The following is a 16,966-nucleotide window of genomic DNA, read 5'->3' as shown; positions in this document are numbered from 1 at the left end:
TGTCTTCTCAGCTTTTTTTGTGTCAAAAAGATCCAATGTACAACTGACTTTCATAGAGTATCGCAAGCGGTTAATGCTATAATTAATTTTAAATAATCAATAGGACTTAAGATAGGGGGGATTCGATGTTTCGAACATTTTTAGGTCGTGCTGGAACGGGCAAGAGCACACACATGTTAGCAGAAATTAAAGAAAAAATGAAAGCACAACCGATAGGACAGCCTATCATTATTATTACACCGATGCAAGGGACGTATTTGTATGAACAAGCGCTCGTCAATGATACAGAGTTGTTAGGAAGTGTACGTACAGAAGTGTTGCACTTTGAGCGACTCGGTCATCGTATTGTACAAGAATTAGGTGGGGTGCATGAAAAGCGTTTGTCGTCTATTGCAATTGAGATGATGATTTACGATATTTTACAAGAGACACAAGCAGAGTTGAAGTTGTATCGTTCACAAGTACGTTATATGGGTTTTAGTACAAAAGTGCGTGAACAAATTCAAGATTTTGAGAAATATGCAGTGACACCTGAGATGGTATCAGAAATGGCTACAGAGCAACATCTTGATCCGCGCACACGTCATAAGTTACATGATATTGCATTGATTTATGAAAAACTGCAAGAGCGCCTGTCATCGGAATATATTACTGGAGAAGCGCTGATGAATCGACTGGTTACATTGATTCCACAGTCGAAATGGCTCAAACAAGCAGAAATATACATAGATGGTTTTCACAACTTTTCTACCCAAGAGTATCAAATGATTGAAGCATTAGTGAAACACGTAAAGTCTGTGACAGTCGCATTAACAACAAATGGTGACCCAGATGTACTAAGTATGTTTCGTAAGCCGTCTGAATCATTGCGGCATTTTGAGGAGATGGCTCAGCGTATACAACAACCACTTGAACGGCTGTATTTTAACACGCCACAACGTTTCAAGTCTCAGTCATTACGCGTGTTAGAAGCGCAGTTTGACGCATTACAACCTGAAAGTCATCATACTGCAGACGACGGGGTTCGCATATTAGAAGCACCAACGACACGCGAAGAAGTCAATGAACTGGCACGTGCGATTTTAAGAGATGTACGTGAAAAACAGTACCGTTATCAAGATATTGCAATTTTATATCGTGATCCGTCTTACGTTTATTTGTTAGATGCGATTTTGCCGCAATATGATATTCCGTACAATATTGACGTCAAAAAATCGATGACGCACCATCCGATTATGGAAATGTTGCGTGCCTTAATCGAAGTGTTACAAACAGAATGGCAGTTCGAACCGTTGATGCGTTTGTTGAAAACGAATGTCTTAACACAAACATTTTCAGATAGTGCATATTTAGTCCACTTGTTGGAAAACTTTGCGATTGAGCGTGGGATTTATGGAAAACGTTGGGTCGATCCACAATATTTTGAATTGAATCAATTTCGTAAAATGGGTATCCGACCAAATGACCCGTTGACAGAAGAAGAGACGGCGACGTTTGAACGTGTGATTGATTTAAAAACGAATGTGTTTAATAAATTATTGAAATTTGAAGAGAAGTTAGCACAAGGTTCAAATGCTAAAGCTTTTGCGACGTATTTTTATGAAGCGATGGAAGATTTTGAATTGCCGAATCAATTGATGACGCAACGTGACATGTTGGATCAGCAAGGTGAACATGAAGCGGCAGAAGAAATTGATCAAATTTGGAATGGATTCATTCGGGTGTTGGACGATGTCGTGACGGTGTTTGGTGAACGTGACATGACGTTGACGCGCTTTTTAGAAGTGTTGGATGTCGGTTTAAACGAGCTCGAATTTTCGATGATTCCACAAACTCTAGATCAAGTGACGATTGGGACGATGGATTTAGCAAAAGTGGACAATAAAAAGCATATTTATATGATTGGGATGAATGACGGTGTGATGCCGCAAGCGATTAACGGTTCAGGCCTTATTTCTGACAATGAAAAGAAAGATTTTGAAACGTATGCGGGTGTGCAGTTGAGTCCAACATCTGACGTTTTACAAATGGATGAAGCTTTTGTCTGTTACTTTGCGATGACACGTGCGACAGATGCCGTCACATTTTCATACAGTTTGATGGATGCGAGTGGTGCTGAACGTGAGAAAAGTCCGTTTTTAAATGATGTGCGTCAAATGTTTCGTGACTTAGACATCACCCAATTGACACATCAACAAGCGCGAGACACGCTATCATTGATTGAGCACCCACATCAAACGAAAGTGCATCTATTCGAAGCGTTTAAAACGTGGTTAGATGAAGGATTGATTTCGGATACATGGTTTACGACATATGCAGTGATGGCACAGTATCCGCAACTTAATGAGGGCCTGGCACACTTGAAATCGGCACTCACATACAACAATGACACAGTGCAACTCGATGCGGACTTAACGACACAGTTATATGGTAAAGCGATTCATGCAAGTGTGTCTCGTTTTGAAGGATATCAAAGCTGTCCATTTAAACATTATACATCTCACGGCTTGAAATTGAATGAACGGACGAAATATCAACTTCAAAACTTTGACTTAGGGACGATATTCCATGATGTCCTGAAATATATTGCCGACAAGGTAGAAGGGCGTTTCAACCAGTTAACAGAGCTTCAAATTGCACAATTGACGAACGAAGCATTAGAAACGTTGTTACCACATGTGCAATTTAATCTGCTGAATTCAACGTCGTATTATCGTTATTTATCACAACGAATTGGCGCCATCGTACAAGCGACATTGTATGCGATGAAATACCAAACGTCGCATTCGCAATTTAAGCCGATCGCATTTGAGAAATCTTTCCGTAAATCACCGAAAGATGCATCAGAACTGAAAGCAGAAACGTTATATACGTCACAAGGCATGCCGATATACATCCGAGGACAAATTGATCGTATTGATACGTACCAAAAAAATAATAAAAGCTTTGTCAATATTATCGATTACAAATCATCATCAACAAGTGCGTCACTCGATTTAGTGAAAGTGTATTACGGCTTGCAAATGCAAATGATGACGTATATGGATATTGCGTTACAAAACAAGGATCGTTTAGGTTTAGTGGAAGAAGTGAAACCAGGCGGCTTTTTATACATGTACGTGCATCAATTTAGAGATGAAAAACGTGCGTGGAACGATATCGAAGCAGCCAAGTTAGATGAAGCCTTTTTGAAATCTTATCAACTACAAGGCTTACTCAACAATGATTCAGATGTATTGGAAGCTTATGATGAGCGATTGACGAATGGCTTTAAATCAGATATTGTCCCACTCGGTATGAAAAAGGATGGCAGTTTGAATGCGACAAGTAAAGTAGCTGACGAAGCAACAATTTATAAATTAATCCAACATAATAAGCAAAACTTTGTGGATATTGCGAGTCGTATTATGGATGGCCATAATGAAGTGGCGCCGATGCAATACCGTAATCAATTGCCTTGTCAATATTGTCAATATCAAGCAGTCTGTCACGTCGACAGCATGATTGATAGCCCGAAATATCGACGCGTTGATGAAAAAATTAAGCCACTAGAAATACTGGCAGCAGAAGGAGAGGAGGAGGACGTATGATTCCAACAAAGCCTGATCATGTACAGTGGACCGATGCACAGTGGGAAAGCATCTATGCTAAAGGACAAGATGTACTCGTGGCAGCAGCGGCCGGTTCTGGTAAAACAGCAGTACTTGTTGAACGGATCATTCAGCGTATTTTGCGTGATGGAATTGATGTGGACCGCTTGCTTGTCGTGACATTTACGAACTTAAGTGCACGCGAAATGAAACATCGTGTCGAAGCGCGTATTCAACAAGCGGCGATTGAAGATCCTTCCAATCAACATTTAAAAAATCAACGAACGAAAATTCATCAAGCACAAATTTCGACGTTGCATAGTTTTTGCTTACGTCTCATTCAACAACATTATGACGTGTTGGACATTGATCCGAACTTTAGAACAGCGAGTGAAGTTGAAAATGTTTTGTTGCTCGAAGAAGTGATAGATGATGTGTTTGAAGCACATTACGACCGATTAGATCCGACATTTGTGACGCTCACTGAACATATCTCTACAGATAGAGATGATGCCGCATTACGTCAAATGGTGAAAAATTTATATTATTTTAGTATTGCGAATCCTGACCCTATTGGCTGGTTACATTCATTAGACCAACCCTATTTGGAACGTCATCTGCAACAGCACTATTTAGATATTTTAAACAAGTATATTCGTTTATATTTAGAAGCTGCACAAAATGCGATAGAAGAAGCGTATCATCAGTTTGAATTAGTCGGGGATTTTCCAAAACATGTTGATTTTATTGATGGACACAGACAATTTTTGAGACAACTGTTAACTGAACAGCACATCGATAAAACAGCTTTGGCTACGTATCAACTCGGACGTATACCGACAAAACCGAAAGCTGTGAAAGAAGATCCGATGCTGGATGCTGCCTATGAAAACTTTAAAGCGTATTATGAGCAATTTAAAGACAATCTCAATGCAGTGAAGTCAACATTTGTTGGGCGTGATGATGAGACACTCCTTGAAGAATTACAACAGCTGGCACCGCGTGTGGATTATTTAGCGACATTAACAGAAGATGTCATTCATGCATTTAGTCGTGCGAAAAGAGCGCGCAATATTTTAGACTTCTCGGATTATGAACACTTTGCATTACAAATTTTAAGAGATAGTCATGGTGAGCCGTCAGAAATTGCTGCATTGTATCGTGAGCGTTTTGAAGAAATTTTAGTCGATGAATATCAAGATACTAACCGTGTGCAAGAGAGTATTATTGCGAGTATTAAGCGTGGCGATGAGTCCAATGGCAATCTGTTTATGGTTGGGGACGTGAAACAGTCGATTTATAAATTTAGACAAGCGGATCCGAGCTTGTTTATCGAAAAATACCAACGCTTTAATCAACCCGATCAGTCGAGTGGTTGGCGCATTGATTTATTACAAAATTTCCGTTCACGTAAAGAAGTGCTTGCAACGACGAATTATTTGTTTGACCATATGATGGATGCTGAAGTCGGTGAAATTGAGTACGATGCTGCGGCGAAACTTTATTATGGCGCACCGTATGATGAGGTCGATATCCCTGTGCAATTCAATGTGCTCATGGTGGACAATGACCGGGAGATGACCGCGAGTGAACAAGAAGCTTATTTTATCGCGAAACAAGTACAGACTATTCTTGAAACTAAAAAAGTATATGATGCTAAAACAGGCGCGTATCGTCCGGCACAATATAAAGATATCGTTATTCTTGAGAGAAGTTATAGTAATGCACGACTGATTCAACAAGCTTTTAAAGATCAAGACATTCCGCTATTTGTGAACAGTAAGCAAGGCTATTTTGAACAGACTGAAATTCGGCTAATGTTGTCATTTTTACGGACGATTGATAATCCGCTACAAGATATTTATTTAGTCGGCTTAATGCGTTCAGTGATTTATCAATTTACAGAAGATGAACTCGCTAAAATTCGTATTGTGTCGCCACAAGACAATTATTTCTATCAATCGATTCAACATTACATTAAAGATGAAGCGGCGGACCCTGAAATTGTGGCGAAGTTAAAGCCATTTTTAAATGATTTAGCGCGGTATCAAGACTACAGCCAGCATCATCCGGTATATCAGCTGATCGACAAATTGTTCAATGACCACTACATTATTCAATATTTTAGTGCTTTAGTCGGTGGACGAGGCCGTCGTGCGAATTTACATGGTTTGTTTAATAAAGCTGTCGATTTTGAAAATTCGAGCTTCCGCGGTTTATTTCAATTTATTCGTTTTATCGACCAAATGATTGAACGTGGTAAAGATTTTGGTGAAGAAAATGTCATTGGACCAAATGATAACGTGGTGCGCATGATGACCATCCATAGCAGTAAAGGGCTAGAGTTTCCATTTGTCATTTATTCAGGATTGACGCGTAACTTTAATAAAAGCGATTTAGGAAAACCTGTCGTGCTCAATCAACACGAAGGTCTCGGTTTACAATATTATGATGAAGCGCAAGGCTTATTTTATCCGTCATTGATTTCTATGAGTATCGATTTAATCAATCAAAAAGAGATGATCTCTGAGGAAATGCGACTCATTTATGTTGCGTTAACACGAGCGAAAGAACAACTCTTTTTAATCGGGACATCCAAAAAAGAAGAAGAGCTTGACATGATGGCAGCTGCTACAATCGCTGATGAAAAATTAACTGCGATTGACCGATTTAATGCGAAACATCCATTTCAGTTGTTGTACAGCATTTTGAGTAAGCATCAAAATACGAGTATTCAACGCCACCAACGTTTTGAAGTGGATATTGAGGCGTTAGATGCCGCTGTAAAACCACGATTAAAGTTACAGCACATAGATGCAATGGACGTATTGCCAACAGAACAAGACTTGGCCACATATCAAGGTCATGCTATTGAAACATTAGAGGCGAGACTTGCATCTACACCATTAGACGATGCACTCGCCGAACGTGTCATGCAACAATTATTGTATGTATATCCGTACGAACAAGCAGTCCAACAAGCTTCAAAGCAATCTGTTTCAGAACTGAAGCGCCAACTCGATACAGAACAAGCCGATACAAATTATGAGCGTGTCCGTCAATATCGTCTCGGCGTTGCCACGTATGAACGCCCACAATTTTTACAAGAACAACAACACACAGCGGCAGAAGTAGGGACATTGATGCATACCGTCATGCAACATCTCCCGTTTAAAGAAGCGGGTTTATCTGATCAAGCGCTCAACGATTACATTGAATCATTGGTTGCGCGTTCAATCATTCGCGCACAAGATGTCAATGTCATCGCGATTGAAGAAATTAAACGTTTCATCCAAAGTGATTTGTACCATCGAATTGCGAAAAGCGATGAAGTGTATACCGAATTACCTTTTGTTGTGAACCAACATCAAGTCGAACATACAGCAGATACGACAGATGCCTCAATTATTCAAGGGATGATTGACCTCGTTTTTAAAGAAAACGGAAATTATTACTTTGTTGACTATAAAACAGATGCCTTAATTCGTCGTAAAGGCATGTCAGATGAAGACCTAGAAAAACAGTTAAAAGAAAAATATCGCGTCCAAATGCAGTATTATCAACGTGCTTTAGAAACTATTTTAAAATGCCGAGTGCATGGCTATTTATACTTCTTTAAATATGGTGAACTCGAGATTTAAGTGGGTGAACTTTAAAAATTTGTGATTTGTCTAAATTTTTCGTTATAATATGACTAAGATATACGTTAGGAGCTGATTATGAATGAAATTCCTATCATTCAAACATAAAGGTGAAACTTCATATGGAGTGAAGGTAAAAAGAGAAGAAGCGGCTTGGGATTTAAAGCAAGTCTTCGCAAATTTTGGAGAAGGTGATTTCCATCCAAAAACATTGCTCGAAGGATTACAACAAAACCAAACATTAGATTTTCAAGAACAAGTACGTAAAGCAGTTGTTGCGGCAGAAAATAGTGGTAACGGCGATGCGTATAAAGTGAAATTTGAAGATATCGAATTTTTACCGCCAGTGACACCTACGAATAACGTCATTGCATTTGGACGTAATTATAAAGCACATGCAGAAGAATTAAAGCATGAAGTGGACCGTTTATATGTATTTACGAAAGCAGCTTCGTCATTAACAGGTGATGAGAGTACGATTCCAAACCACCAAGACATCACTGATGCTTTAGATTATGAAGGCGAACTTGGTGTTGTGATTGGTAAATCAGGTGAAAAAATTCCAAAAGGTTTAGCGTTGGATTATGTTTATGGTTACACGATTATTAATGACATCACAGACCGCAATGCACAAAAAGCCCATGACCAAGCATTCCTGTCTAAAAGTTTAACAGGGGGTTGCCCAATGGGTCCTTACATTGTGACAAAAGATGAACTTCCGACACCTGAAAATGTTAATATCGTCACAAAAGTGAACAATGAAATTCGTCAAGATGGTAATACTTCTCAAATGATCTTAAAAATTGATGAATTAATTGAAGAGATTTCAAAATATGTGGCGTTACATCCAGGAGACATTATTGCGACAGGTACACCAGCGGGCGTGGGTGCAGGTATGAATCCACCGAAGTTTTTACAGCCTGGCGATGAAGTGAAAGTAACGATTGATAACATTGGGACTTTAACCAACTTTATTGCGAAAGATTAATATGTAAAAAGCATCAAGCGATTTTGCGCTTGGTGCTTTTTACATATTTTGGCAATCCTTGTGTTGATTGCAGAACGATTCTTTGTTGTTAAAAGTGAATGAACTTTATTGATTGCTATTTTGGGTTCTCTTTCCAAGGCGCTGGGAACGCGAACACAAGTTGGCAATAAAGTAAACTAAGAATAAAAGGCACGGTATCATTTAAAAAATCAACTCTATGTACGTGCTCAAAAATGTTAAAAAGATAATGTTGCAATTTTGTTATGATAATCTTTATAAGTGTTTGAATAGACAATAATTAGGTAATTAAAATGTATAGAATACTATGATTATGTTATGATTGGAAAGATGCTCAACAAAAGGAGGTAATCAAGCATGATTTTAATCAACGTGCATATTGTGAGTTGGATTGTATTATTAATTTTGTTTTATGCGACGTATGAAAATTATTCAAATAAGCAAGGTCCAACGCCATTATTTAAATCATTACATATGGCTACAAGAATTTTTATGCTTCTCGTTTTAATTACTGGTTTGTGGCTTGCGGTCAAAGCATTTTCAGCTACGGGTGTGAGTCATATGTTAATGACTTTAAAACTAATTGCTGGTATTGCTGTAATTGGGTTAATTGAAGTGACTATAGCGCGTAAGAAGAAAAAAGAGCCGAGTCGTGGTTTATTTATTGCTACTTTAGTGGTGGCGATTGTCACAATTATTTTGGGCGCGATTTTACCATGGGGTCCGATTACTGGCTTATTCCAATAATTGACACATAGAATGATCACGTCTAAATGGTGAATCATTTTAGCGATGGATGAAAGTGAATCTATGACACAACACATAAAAAGCGAGGGATGCGTCATTGTTGATCCCTCGCTTTGCTATATTATAAATGACGTGCTTTATAACCGAGCATGTTAATTAAATCTTTAGGATGTGCAAATGGTGGGGCATAAGCAACTTCAAATTCCGTTAATTCGTCAATGGTTGCTTGATGCATCAATGCCATAGATAAGACGTCAATACGTTTGTCGACATCTTTTTGTCCTACTCCCGCAACTCTTAAAATACGACGTGTCTCTTTATCAAAATATGCTCTTAAATGAACTTTGCTATTGTCAGGGTAATAACCCGCGTGTGTGTTCATATTGACTTCTACCATTTGGTAATTAAAATTTTTCAATTCTTGAGGTGAAACCCCCGTACTTGCGAGTGTGTAATCGAAAAACTTTACGATATTAGCACCGACATACCCTTTGAATTTGACTTCTGGATGACCGGCAATTTGTTCAGCAATAATACTTGCACCTCGATGTGCACCCCAAGCTAATGGAACATGTGCAGGAAGGTCAACATGACGATAAAAGCTTGTAACGATATCGCCCACAGCATAAATGTTAGGAATGTTCGTTTCAAATTTGTCATTGACTGGAATATAACCTTTTGCATCCAGTTGAACACCAGAATTTTGGATGAATTCTGAATTAGGTCGAACCCCAACACCTGCAATGATTAAATCATAGTCTTCAACAGCGCCTGAAGTAAATGTCACTGTATGACCATCAATAGACGCAATCTCTTCATTTAAACGGTATGGGATATTGTACTTGTTCAGTGCATCAAAAATGACACTGTTCATATCTTGGTCCATTAATTTATTCACTGCTTCAGAACGATGGATGAGTGTCGGCTGTAGTCCACGATGATGCATATTTTCAACCATTTCTAGGCTGACGTATCCAGCACCAACAATTAAAACCGTTTTCACATCGTATTGACGAATATATGTATCTATTTGATCAGTATCGTCCATATTACGTAACGTGAAAAGATGCGGTACATCAAATTTAAGTTGACTTGCACGGGCCCCAGGACTTAACACTAAAATATCATAAGCGTCTTCAAATGTTTCGCCCGTAAAGTGATTTTTTACTGTTACCGTTTGATTTTTATCATCAATTTTGAGCACTTCATGTTTTACTTTTACATCAATATCTTTATAAGCTTTAAACTTTTCTGGATTTGTTGATAAAATATCGTCTCTTTCTTCGACAACATTTCCCAGGTAATAAGGTAAGCCACAATTTGCAAAACTCATATAACTGTCTTTTTCGTACACTGTAATACGGCTCTCTTTGTCTAAACGTCGAATTTGACTGGCACTTGTTGCACCACCCGCTACTGCACCGACGACGATAATATGTTTCGTCATGTTAACAACTCCTTTTTTAATCTCTGTTTTTTATTTATCTTTAGGAATATTTAAATTAAAGAAACGATTCAAATAAATCCCGATACCGTCTTCATTATTAGATAGTGTTGTTTCTTTTGCGACATGTTTCAGTTCATCAATGGCATTTCCCATCGCAATGCCATGTGCCGCATATTTAATCATTTCTAAATCATTATCCTCATCGCCAAATGCAATAATATGATCATGGTCAATTTGCAGACAATCTTTCACAATATCGATACCGACTGCTTTACTAATCCCTTTTTTGACAATTTCGATAACTGGGAAAGGGGCACCCCAACGACGATGTTCAATATTTTCAGCGTAGAAGCGCGTCAATACTTGTTTAACACGAGGAATCATCACTTCTTCTGCTTCAATGAGGAGTGAGGTTGGATCTTCATTTAAGTTTTCACGTAAATCGCCCACTTTAGTTACAGGATTACCCATGCTAAAACCTTCAAAAAGACGGGCATCAGGTCGATCTAAAAAGACGCAATCTTTCACTTCGGCAATCATGTTTTTAACTTCCATTTTTTTCAAAGTTTCAATAATACTCGTTGCAAGTCCTTCATCCAGACGATGGTGTTGGACTGGGAATGTATCATCATAAGGGTGGTGAACAAATGCGCCATTAAAGTTAACGATAGGTGTTTTTAACCCAAGTTGCTCATAGTAAAGTTGACTTGCGCGATAAGGTCGCCCGGTTGCAATAATGACGGCATGTCCTTTTTGTTGTAGTGCTTTTAAAACACGAAATGTATATTCTGGAATCTCCTTTTCATCATTTAAAAGTGTTCCATCTAAATCTAAACAAATTAAATGTTGTTTCATTCATACTCTCCTTAGTACTAAGTTTCAGTGTATTCATATCATAGCATTTTATTGTCGAAAAGTGGGGATTTTGATATATTGTTACTAGTAATAACATAAAAGAGGTGATACGGATGGAAGAGGCACTTAAAGATAGCATTTTAGGCGCACTTGAAAATGTAATTGACCCTGAATTAGGGATTGATATTGTCAATTTAGGGCTTGTTTATAAAGTTGATTTAGATGATGACGGTTTATGTACTGTAGAAATGACATTAACTTCAATTGGTTGTCCATTAGGGCCACAAATTGTTGACCAAGTTAAAACAGTATTAGCAGAACTTCCAGAAATTCAAGATACAGAAGTGAATATCGTTTGGAATCCACCATGGAATAAAGATATGATGTCACGTTATGCTAAAATTGCGTTAGGTATCAGTTAATATTTTGGAGTATTAAAGAGGGCTTTCTTAATTGTGCATTCAATTTTGAAAGTCCTTTTTGATTATAAATGGTTATCGTAAATAATTGTTCTTAGGAGGTGGGAAACAGAGAGGACAAGTCAGGCCATATGAAGTGAAATGATACTGATAGTTCTATTTTTAACATGCGATAAAGCGATTACATTTTTTGCTGGCACACAATTGCACAAATGAAAACAAAAGTATACAATATATAATCATTACATTAAATTTGGAAAGAATGATGTTTGTGTGGAACTTTAATCAACGAGAAAGAAGACCCATCACCCCTCGATACATGCCTGGGTTAGACGGTATCAGGGCGATTGCAGTGATCGCAATCATTATCTATCATCTCAATCCGCAATGGCTGACAGGTGGTTTTCTAGGGGTAGATACATTTTTTGTGATTTCTGGTTATTTAATTACCAGTTTGTTATTAACGGAGTATCATAATACGGGGAAAATTGAATTGGTATCATTTTGGCTCAGACGTTTCAAACGACTGATTCCTGCAGTCCTTTTTTTAGTGATGGGGGTCCTTGTGCTCACCCTCATATTTATGCCGACTGAGATTCAAAAAGTACGTGCGGATAGTATTGCAGCTATCTTTTATGTGTCGAATTGGTGGTACATTATGCAAAATGTGGATTACTTTGAACAATTTGCGGTACAACCATTGAAACACCTATGGTCACTGGCGATAGAAGAGCAATTTTATCTTGTGTTTCCCATTGTACTACTCGCTTTGATTACCTTTTTGCGTCGTGTAAAATCAATCCGTATTGCTTTTTCGGTGTTACTCATCATCTCGATGGTGACAATGATGGTGTTATACGTACCGAATGAAAATGTTGCGCGGGTTTATTTTGGTACGGACACACGGATACAAACATTATTGATGGGTGTATTACTTGCGCTTGTTTGGCCACCATTTCAATTAAAAGCGAAAGTGAACCACACCATGCGAATGATGATTGATACGGTGGGCTTAGGCGGTTTGGTGATACTATTCATTTGTTTTAAATTTGTATCCGAGACGAACAGCGTCCTTTATTACGGTGGATTTTTTCTTATTTCAGCAGTCACTTTACTCGTCATCGCGAGTAGTGTACATCCTTCAGGGTATTTTGCGAAGTTTTTAGGCAACAAGCTTTTTACTTATATCGGTAGCCGTTCGTACAGTTTGTATTTATGGCATTATCCGATTATTGTGTTGATTCATCATCAGTTTGTGCAAGGTCAAATTCCAACTTTAGTATACGTTGTTGAAATATTACTGATGGCGCTCATGGCAGAATTTTCTTATCGCTTTATTGAACAACCATTTAGAAGAGAAGGTTTTAAAAGTTTTGCATTCAACCATTTAAAAAATTGGCGTTCACAAAAAGTGTTACGCACATGGTTAGTGTTAATCTTGCTCATCCCAAGTCTCCTCGTGTTTGCTGGTGTATTTAATCGTTTTGCAAAACATAGTACACAAGTGACTGAAGTGAATACAGAAGAAATTGATAAACTCATTACACGACCAAGCCCACTACCGCAACTTGAAATTGATGGTTTTGTCGTCAAAGGGCAAAAACAAAAATATGCCTCATGGAAACCACTTTTGATTGGTGATTCTGTGATGGTAGATATTGGCGATTACTTTAAATCATTCGTTCCTAAAGCAGATATCAATGGTAAAGTGGGACGTCAATTGGTTGAAGCCATTCCTCTTGCGAAACAACAATATCAAAGCTATCGTGATAAAAACGATATTGTCGTCCTTGAATTAGGAACAAATGGTGATTTTACTGAAGAACAATTAGATAGTTTGCTGAAACAGTTTGGTAAAGCAGATATTTATGTGGTCAATACGCGCGTGCCACGTTCTTATGAATCGCATGTGAATGAAGTTTTAGCGAAAGCTGCGAAAAAGCAAGATCATGTCACATTAGTCGATTGGTATCGTCGCTCTGAAAATCACACAGAATATTTTGCGCCGGATGGTATTCATTTGGAGCCACCAGGTGTACGCGCTTTAACGAATAGCATCATTCAAGCGATTGAAAAAAATCACAGTACAAAGAAAAAGGATAAGTAAGGAGAAGAGGCTGGTTGATGTTGACCAGCCTTTTTTATACATAGAAAAAACTGAGGTATAAAATAAACGCAACTTAACTTAAGACAATCAAAATAATACATCCCTATGATTGAAAAGGGTGTGGTTGGGTTAAATAAATGAAGTGAGTAGAAAATGTAAAATAGTCAAAAAAAGTCAAAGTTATGGATTGATTTTTAAAGGATAGGGCCTTATAATAGAATTAAGGTCAAAGAAAGTCAAAGTCGATGCGACCTATTTTATTAAAGGAGTGAGACATTTTGGACATTAATCAAATGACACATGCCATTCAAAATGCACTTCAAAAAGCAATTGAACATGCTAAAACTTACAAATTAACAAATGTAGAAGTAGAGGCTGTCTTAAAAGCAGTTCTCGAAGCACCAGAAAGCTTATTTCAAAGTATTTTAGAACGTGCAAACATTGATACGCATGCTTTAAACCAAGCATATGAGGACAAACTTAAAAGTTATCCAACAGTAAAAGGTGACAACGTCCAATACGGGCAATATATGTCGCCTAAAATGAATGATTTATTCGTTAAAGCTGAAAATTACATGCAAGAATATGACGATCAATATATTTCGATGGAACATGTTTTACGTGCAGCAATCGATATAGATGAAACGACAAAACGTTTTGTAGACGGTAAAAAAGATGTCATCATCGAAATCATTAAAAAGATTAGAGGAGGGAATCATGTGACAACACAAAATCCTGAAGTAAACTACGAAGCATTAGCAAAATATGGCCGTGACCTCGTTGAAGAAGTCCGTAAAGGCAATATGGACCCTGTCATTGGCCGGGATGAAGAAATTCGTAATACGATTCGCATTTTAAGTCGTAAAACGAAAAACAACCCTGTCCTTATCGGTGAGCCAGGTGTTGGTAAAACAGCGATTGTTGAAGGATTGGCACAACGTATTGTGAAAAAAGATGTGCCAGACTCATTACTCGATAAGACTGTTTTTGAATTAGACTTGAGTGCGCTCGTTGCAGGTGCCAAATATCGCGGTGAATTTGAAGAACGTCTTAAAGCGGTATTGAAAGAAGTGAAAGAATCTGAAGGACGTATCCTCCTCTTTATTGACGAAATCCATATGTTAGTCGGTGCAGGTAAAACTGACGGTGCCATGGATGCCGGCAACATGTTAAAACCAATGTTAGCAAGAGGGGAACTTCACTGTATTGGTGCAACAACATTAAATGAATATCGTGAATATATCGAAAAAGATTCTGCATTAGAGCGTCGTTTCCAGAAAGTATCGGTTGCAGAACCAAGTGTTGAAGATACGATTTCCATTTTAAGAGGTTTGAAAGAACGTTACGAAGTTCATCACGGTGTGCGTATTCAAGACCGTGCTTTAGTGGCTGCTGCGGAATTGTCAGATCGCTATATTACAGACCGCTTCTTACCGGATAAAGCGATTGATTTAGTTGACCAAGCTTCAGCTACAATTCGTACAGAAATGGGCTCAAACCCAACGGAACTCGACCAAGCCAATCGTCGTGTCATGCAGTTAGAAATTGAAGAAAACGCACTGAAAAAAGAATCTGATGAAGCGAGTCGTATCCGTTTAAAAGAATTGCAAGAAGAATTAGCTGAAGAAAAAGAAAAACAAGCAGCATTGCAAGCACGTGTTGAAAATGAAAAAGAAAAAATTGCAAAAGTACAAGAAAAACGTGCAGAACTAGACGAGAGTCGTAAAGCGTTAGAAGATGCTGAAAATAACTACGACCTTGAAAAAGCCGCGATTCTTCAACACGGTAAAATTCCAGAATTAGAAAAAGAATTAAAAGCGTTAGAAGCGGCATTCCAAGAAGATAAAGGCACAGACTCAGACCGCATTATTCGTGAAGTCGTGACAGATGAAGAAATTGGTGAAATCGTCAGTCAATGGACAGGTATCCCTGTGTCAAAACTTGTTGAAACTGAGCGTGAAAAATTATTGCACTTATCCGATATTTTACATGAACGCGTCGTTGGACAAGATCGTGCTGTGGATTTAGTAGCTGATGCAGTGGTACGTGCAAGAGCGGGAATTAAAGATCCAAATCGCCCAATCGGTTCATTCCTATTTTTAGGACCAACAGGTGTCGGTAAAACAGAATTAGCCAAATCATTAGCGTCATCATTGTTTGATTCTGAAAAACATATGATTCGTATTGATATGAGTGAATATATGGAAAAACATGCGGTTTCTCGCTTAATCGGGGCCCCTCCAGGCTATGTCGGTCATGATGAAGGGGGTCAATTAACAGAAGCAGTGAGACGTAATCCATACTCAGTCATCTTGTTAGACGAGGTGGAAAAAGCACATACAGACGTCTTTAACGTATTGCTTCAAATTTTAGACGAAGGTCGTTTAACAGATTCAAAAGGACGCAGTGTTGACTTCAAAAATACAATTATTATTATGACAAGTAACATCGGTTCGCAAATTTTGCTCGAAAATGTGAAAGATAGCGGTAAAATCGATGAAGCGACAGAAAAAGCAGTGATGAACAGTTTGAATGCGTACTTTAAACCTGAAATTTTAAACCGTATGGATGATATTGTATTATTCAAACCATTAACTGTGGACGATATGCAAATGATTGTCGATAAAATCTTGATTAACTTGAATATGCGTTTAATGGATCAACGTATCACATTAGAAATTTCAGATGAAGCGGCCAAATGGATGGGTAAAACAGCTTATGAACCACAATTTGGTGCACGTCCACTTAAACGTTTCGTACAACGTCATGTGGAAACACCGCTGGCACGTATGATGATTAAAGAAAACTTACCGGAAGGCACAATCGTACGTGGTGATTTGAAAGATGGCGACATTCAATTTGAAGTTGAAAGACCTCAAAGTTCAGAGCGTGAAAGTGAATAGAATAAAAATGATGGAGACTGGGATATCAAATTTTCCCAGTCTCCTTCTATTTTTATGTACATATATCGATTAATGATGATAAAACAGCCAAAAATGAGGATGAATGGGACGTCTTCATTGGATGTTATGGGGTGTCTCCATTTCATAAACTTTTCGTAAGTGACTGCATCTGATGTAAGATTGCCCAGAAGGCTGAGACTCCCGAGGGATCAGACGCAGTCGAAAATCCGCCAACGCTACATGCATGTCAT

General features: G+C 38.2%; 9 protein-coding genes. 7 read left to right on the top strand and 2 right to left on the bottom strand.

The features are described from left to right. The first annotated feature begins 125 nt into the window (after nt 1-125). The 4 genes from addB to CCE82_RS08475 all read left to right on the top strand — a co-directional run bounded on the left by addB (nt 126) and on the right by CCE82_RS08475 (nt 8,984). Nucleotides 126-3,590 (top strand): helicase-exonuclease AddAB subunit AddB, encoded by a 3,465-nt coding sequence (gene addB / locus CCE82_RS08490; protein ID WP_086428972.1) that lies wholly within the window; start codon nt 126-128, stop codon nt 3,588-3,590. Further along, complete coding sequence (addA, locus tag CCE82_RS08485; RefSeq protein WP_086428971.1) at nt 3,587-7,231, top strand: helicase-exonuclease AddAB subunit AddA; 3,645 nt, start codon at nt 3,587-3,589, stop codon at nt 7,229-7,231. The genes addB and addA overlap by 4 nt, the downstream gene beginning before the upstream one ends. 82 nt (nt 7,232-7,313) lie before the next feature. Next, nucleotides 7,314-8,219 (top strand): fumarylacetoacetate hydrolase family protein, encoded by a 906-nt coding sequence (locus CCE82_RS08480; protein WP_086428970.1) that lies wholly within the window; start codon nt 7,314-7,316, stop codon nt 8,217-8,219. A 375-nt stretch (nt 8,220-8,594) separates the two neighbouring features. Next, nucleotides 8,595-8,984, top strand: a complete 390-nt coding sequence (locus CCE82_RS08475) for a YisL family protein (protein WP_086428969.1) — start codon at nt 8,595-8,597, stop codon at nt 8,982-8,984. A 121-nt stretch (nt 8,985-9,105) separates the two neighbouring features. Here the strand turns inward: CCE82_RS08475 and CCE82_RS08470 are convergent, their stop codons facing one another. Beyond that, nucleotides 9,106-10,431: a CoA-disulfide reductase gene (locus CCE82_RS08470; RefSeq protein WP_086428968.1), complete on the bottom strand. Its 1,326-nt coding sequence runs from the start codon at nt 10,429-10,431 to the stop codon at nt 9,106-9,108. A gap of 30 nt (nt 10,432-10,461) precedes the next feature. After that, on the bottom strand, nt 10,462-11,286 hold the full coding sequence (locus CCE82_RS08465) for a Cof-type HAD-IIB family hydrolase (protein ID WP_086428967.1): 825 nt from the start codon (nt 11,284-11,286) through the stop codon (nt 10,462-10,464). A 113-nt stretch (nt 11,287-11,399) separates the two neighbouring features. On the opposite strand from CCE82_RS08465, the gene CCE82_RS08460 reads away from it, so the two are divergent. From CCE82_RS08460 to clpB, 3 genes are all read left to right on the top strand, one after another. Beyond that, on the top strand, nt 11,400-11,708 hold the full coding sequence (locus CCE82_RS08460; protein ID WP_014614389.1) for a metal-sulfur cluster assembly factor: 309 nt from the start codon (nt 11,400-11,402) through the stop codon (nt 11,706-11,708). 262 nt (nt 11,709-11,970) lie between these two features. After that, the gene (locus CCE82_RS08455; protein WP_086428966.1) at nt 11,971-13,812 is read left to right on the top strand and encodes an acyltransferase family protein; all 1,842 of its coding nucleotides are present in this window, start codon (nt 11,971-11,973) and stop codon (nt 13,810-13,812) included. A gap of 278 nt (nt 13,813-14,090) precedes the next feature. After that, nucleotides 14,091-16,715: an ATP-dependent chaperone ClpB gene (gene clpB / locus CCE82_RS08450; RefSeq protein ID WP_086428965.1), complete on the top strand. Its 2,625-nt coding sequence runs from the start codon at nt 14,091-14,093 to the stop codon at nt 16,713-16,715. The last annotated feature ends 251 nt before the right edge of the window (nt 16,716-16,966 follow it).

The sequence above is a fragment of the Staphylococcus cornubiensis genome, from assembly GCF_900183575.1.
Taxonomy (GTDB): Bacteria; Bacillota; Bacilli; order Staphylococcales; family Staphylococcaceae; genus Staphylococcus; species Staphylococcus cornubiensis.
The sequence above is the reverse complement of the archived record's forward strand: the minus strand, read 5'-3'. Positions and strand labels throughout refer to the sequence as shown.

Bases quoted from the DNA above. Each gene is read 5' to 3' on its own strand.
- CCE82_RS08465 (WP_086428967.1), bottom strand. From the start codon at position 11,286: ATGAAACAACATTTAATTTGTTTAGATTTAGATGGAACACTTTTAAAT.
- addB (WP_086428972.1), top strand. From the start codon at position 126: ATGTTTCGAACATTTTTAGGTCGTGCTGGAACGGGCAAGAGCACACAC.
- CCE82_RS08480 (WP_086428970.1), top strand. From the start codon at position 7,314: ATGAAATTCCTATCATTCAAACATAAAGGTGAAACTTCATATGGAGTG.
- addA (WP_086428971.1), top strand. From the start codon at position 3,587: ATGATTCCAACAAAGCCTGATCATGTACAGTGGACCGATGCACAGTGG.
- CCE82_RS08475 (WP_086428969.1), top strand. From the start codon at position 8,595: ATGATTTTAATCAACGTGCATATTGTGAGTTGGATTGTATTATTAATT.
- CCE82_RS08460 (WP_014614389.1), top strand. From the start codon at position 11,400: ATGGAAGAGGCACTTAAAGATAGCATTTTAGGCGCACTTGAAAATGTA.
- CCE82_RS08470 (WP_086428968.1), bottom strand. From the start codon at position 10,431: ATGACGAAACATATTATCGTCGTCGGTGCAGTAGCGGGTGGTGCAACA.
- CCE82_RS08455 (WP_086428966.1), top strand. From the start codon at position 11,971: ATGTTTGTGTGGAACTTTAATCAACGAGAAAGAAGACCCATCACCCCT.